At 64.0% G+C, this 1,291-nt stretch carries 1 protein-coding gene and 1 pseudogene; both read left to right on the top strand.

The annotated features are described in order from the left end of the window. Positions 1–131: 131 nt before the first annotated feature. Positions 132–755, top strand: a pseudogene (locus AC1DVA_RS28420) (MBL fold metallo-hydrolase); the annotation flags it as partial. Between the two features lie 142 nt (positions 756–897). Continuing rightward, positions 898–1,291 (top strand): SDR family oxidoreductase (locus tag AC1DVA_RS28415; RefSeq protein WP_476808131.1); only part of this gene is annotated, 394 nt, incomplete at its 3' end.

The following is a 1,291-nucleotide window of genomic DNA, read 5'->3' as shown; positions in this document are numbered from 1 at the left end:
GATGTCGCGCGAGCGGCGGTCATAGAAAAGCCGCAAGCACTTTAGTCTATTCACAACTTGTGGACGAACCCGGGAGGCAGGCGTAACCTCGCCCGGCCGTTGAGAAGCGGTCGAAAGCCACCGGCCAGCGCCTGCCGCGGGCCGGACAACTGGTTAAGCGCCTGGAGGCCGCCGGCATCGATCTCGGCTCCGTCACCGACGTGGTGCTAACCCACATGCACATGGACCATGTCGGCGGTCTCCTCGTCGAGGGAGTGAAGGACCRACTGCGCCCGGACCTGCGGATCCATGTGGCGGCTTCCGAGGTGAAGTTTTGGGAGGCACCCGACTTCACGCACGTCAACATGCCGGCGGGTTTCCCGGATGCCCTTCGTGCGGCCGCCAAGCGGTTCGCGCAAGAGTATCGCAGTCACCTGCGGCTGTTCGACGAGGAACACGAGGTCGCGCCAGGTGTCATCGTCCGCCGCACGGGCGGCCACACGCCCGGACACAGCGTGGTCCGTCTGTCCTCCGGCGGCGACCGACTGACGTTCGCCGGTGACGCCGTTTTCGCTGTCGGGTTCGAACATCCTGACTGGTATAACGGCTTCGAGCATGACCCCGAGGAAGCAGCCCGCGTTCGCCAGCGTCTTCTGACGGAGCTGGCGGGGACCGGCGAACAGCTCGTGGCCACCCACCTCCCGTTTCCGTCCGTCGGTCGGGTCGCGGTCGAGGGCAACGCCTTCCGCTGGGTGCCGGTCTTCTGGGACTATTGAATACCAGTCTGGCTCTCGGCCGAGCCTGGCTGCGCAGTTTCCAAAGCCATGTGGCTCGGCCCACAACCCGACCTCGTCGAGGTCGACACCCTAAGATTGATCGAACCGCGCGCCGAATCGGCGGCCGCGCAGGAGGCATCTCATGAAAATCGTCATTATCGGGGGCACTGGCCTGATCGGATCGAAGACCGCGGAGCGCCTGCACAAGCAGGGGCATGAGGTCATTGCGGCCGCCCCGAATACCGGAGTCAATACGATCACCGGGGAAGGCCTAGCCGAGGTGCTCAAGAACGCCGAGGTGGTGATCGACCTCGCGAACTCGCCCTCCTTCGAGGACAAAGCCGTACTCGAATTCTTCCAGACGTCCGGCAAGAACCTCATGGCGGCGGAGAGGGAAGCCGGCGTCAAGCACCACGTCGCGCTCTCGATCGTCGGCACGGACCGTCTGCCTGACAGCGGTTATCTCCGCGCCAAGGTCGCTCAGGAAGAGATAATCAAGAAATCCGGCATTCCCTATACGATCCTGCGGTCTACGC

Source organism: Allobosea sp. P4_C6 (assembly GCF_056402015.1).
Note: the sequence above shows the minus strand (reverse complement) of the source record. Positions and strands in the feature narration are given on the sequence as shown.